The 2,762-nt window shown below is 65.6% G+C and carries 3 protein-coding genes; 2 read left to right on the top strand and 1 reads right to left on the bottom strand.

Going from position 1 to position 2,762, the window contains the following annotated elements:
- Positions 1–234 precede the first annotated feature (234 nt).
- A complete protein-coding gene (locus JMF90_RS32270; protein ID WP_011548874.1) occupies positions 235–2,313 on the top strand; it encodes a carbon starvation CstA family protein in 2,079 nt (692 codons plus the stop codon).
- 12 nt (positions 2,314–2,325) lie between these two features.
- Positions 2,326–2,532 (top strand): YbdD/YjiX family protein, encoded by a 207-nt coding sequence (locus JMF90_RS32275; RefSeq protein ID WP_006480280.1) that lies wholly within the window; start codon positions 2,326–2,328, stop codon positions 2,530–2,532.
- Positions 2,533–2,559: 27 nt separating this feature from the next.
- On the opposite strand, the gene JMF90_RS40370 is transcribed toward JMF90_RS32275, so the two are convergent.
- Positions 2,560–2,762 (bottom strand): hypothetical protein (locus tag JMF90_RS40370; RefSeq protein ID WP_236598074.1); only part of this gene is annotated, 203 nt, incomplete at its 5' end.

Genomic DNA, 2,762 nt, shown 5'->3' on the forward strand with positions numbered 1-2,762 from the left:
TTTGGGAACAAATTTATGCAAACCAACGCCGACAGCGCGCACACGCCAAACGTTCTACGTAATTCTACGTAGATCGTCATACGTAGTTATCCGCTTGTAAGTGGCCCCCGTCGCGCGGAATACTACGGCCCATCGCTGCGGTCTCCGCGAGGCTGCGGCACGACGCATCGACGTCACGCGGGTTCGGCCCCTCGCCGCATCCACTCAAAAACACATTGGAGACCAGGAGACGCCATGAATCGGGCTTCCAGTACCCTGCTATGGATCGCGGTCGCGCTGCTTGGCGCGTTCGCATTCGGCACGATCGCACTCGCGCACGGCGAGCGCGTCAGTGCCCTCTGGATCGTGATCGCCGCAGTCTGCGTGTATCTGATCGCGTATCGCTTCTACAGCCGTTTCATCGCCAGCAAGGTCATGCAGCTCGACGGGCTGCGGATGACGCCGGCGGTCAAGTACAACGACGGCCTCGACTACGTGCCGACCAACAAGTACGTGCTGTTCGGCCATCACTTCGCCGCGATCGCCGGCGCCGGGCCGCTGGTCGGCCCCGTGCTCGCCGCGCAGATGGGCTACACGCCCGGCATGCTGTGGATTCTGGCCGGCGTCGTGTTCGCCGGCGCGGTGCAGGATTTCATCGTGCTGTTCATCTCGACGCGTCGCGACGGCCGTTCGCTCGGCGACCTCGTCAAGATGGAGCTCGGCACGGTGCCCGGCGTGATCGCGCTGTTCGGCGCGTTCCTGATCATGGTGATCATCCTCGCGGTGCTCGCGCTGATCGTCGTGAAGGCGCTGACCAATTCGCCGTGGGGCACGTTCACCGTCGCCGCGACGATTCCGATCGCGCTGTTCATGGGCGTCTATACGCGCTACATCCGTCCGGGCCGCATCGGCGAAGTGTCGATCATCGGCTTCATCGGGCTGATGGCGGCGATCGCGTTCGGCCAGAACGTGGCCGCCTCGCCGGCGGTTGCCGCGTGGTTCACGTTCAGCGGCACGCAGCTCACGTGGATCCTGATCGGCTACGGCTTCGTCGCATCGGTGCTGCCGGTGTGGCTGCTGCTCGCGCCGCGCGACTACCTGTCGACGTTCCTGAAGATCGGCACGATCCTCGGCCTCGCGATCGGCATCCTGGTCGTCGCACCGGAACTGAAGATGCCCGCGCTGACGAAGTTCGTCGACGGCTCGGGCCCGGTGTGGTCGGGCAACCTGTTCCCGTTCCTGTTCATCACGATCGCGTGCGGCGCGGTGTCGGGCTTCCACGCGCTGATCTCGTCGGGCACGACGCCGAAGCTGATCGACAACGAAACCAATGCGCGCTTCATCGGTTACGGCGCGATGCTGATGGAATCGTTCGTCGCGATCATGGCGCTGGTCGCCGCGTGCGTGATCGAACCGGGCATCTACTTCGCGATGAACGCGCCGGCCGCGGTGCTCGGCTCGACGCCGGAAGCGGTCGCGAACACCGTCACGCAATGGGGCTTCGTGCTGACGCCCGACATGCTGACGCAGACGGCCAAGGCCGTCGGCGAAACGACGATCATCGCGCGTGCGGGCGGCGCGCCGACGCTGGCCGTCGGCATGGCGCACATCCTGCACCAGGTGATCGGCGGCGAAGCGATGATGGCGTTCTGGTATCACTTCGCGATCCTGTTCGAGGCGCTGTTCATCCTGACGGCCGTCGACGCGGGCACGCGTGCGGGCCGCTTCATGCTGCAGGATCTGCTCGGCACGTTCCACCCGGCGCTCAAGCGCACCGAGTCGCTGCCCGCGAACCTCGTCGCCACCGCGCTGTGCGTGGCCGCGTGGGGCTACTTCCTGTACCAGGGCGTGGTCGATCCGCTCGGCGGCATCAACACGCTGTGGCCGCTGTTCGGCATCTCGAACCAGATGCTCGCCGCGATCGCGCTGGTGCTCGGCACCGTCGTGCTGTTCAAGATGAAGCGCGAGCGCTATGCGTGGGTCACGATGGTGCCGACCGCATGGCTCTTGATTTGCACGCTGACGGCCGGCTGGCAGAAGATTTTCGACGCGAACCCGAAGGTCAGCTTCCTCGCGCACGCCGCGAAGCTGCAGGCCGCGGTGGACGAAGGCAAGGTGCTCGCGCCGGCGAAGTCGATCGCGCAGATGAAACGGATCATCTTCAACGACTACATCGATGCGGCGCTGGCCGGGCTGTTCATCTTCGTCGTCGTGGCCATCGCGGTGTACGGCGTGATCGCCGTGCTGCGCGCGCGCCGCGAGTCGAAGCCGACCGTGCGCGAGACGCCGTACGAAGCGATGCCGGCCGCGCAGGCGCTCGGCAGCGGACGTTGAGGAGAGGCCGCGATGTTCAGCGATCTTGGCAGCGACCTGCGCAGCGCGGGGCGTTACCTCGGGCAGGCGTTGCGGCTGATGGTCGGCCTGCCCGACTACGACACCTACGTCGCGCACATGCGCGAAACCCATCCGGACCGCGAACCGATGACGTACGAGGAATTCTTCCGCGAGCGTCAGAATGCGCGGTACGGCTCGGGAGCGGGGAAGTGTTGCTGAACCGGGCCGTTGCAATGACCTGATGAATCAGCCCGGTATCGAAACGAAAGCGCCGCGACGGATGTCGCGGCGCTTTTTCTTTGGCGGGCCGGCGGCGCGCATCGCACGGTGCTCGCGTGCCGTTTGCCCGGGCGCAGCGCGGCGGCGTCCGGCCGCCGGTATCATTGGGGCACTTTCTTTTTCCGATGGACCGCAGGAGAACACGTCGTGCATGTCGGTGAGCGTTTCAA

It is taken from the genome of Burkholderia sp. E168m23, assembly GCF_016586125.1.
Taxonomy (GTDB): Bacteria; Pseudomonadota; Gammaproteobacteria; order Burkholderiales; family Burkholderiaceae; genus Burkholderia; species Burkholderia orbicola.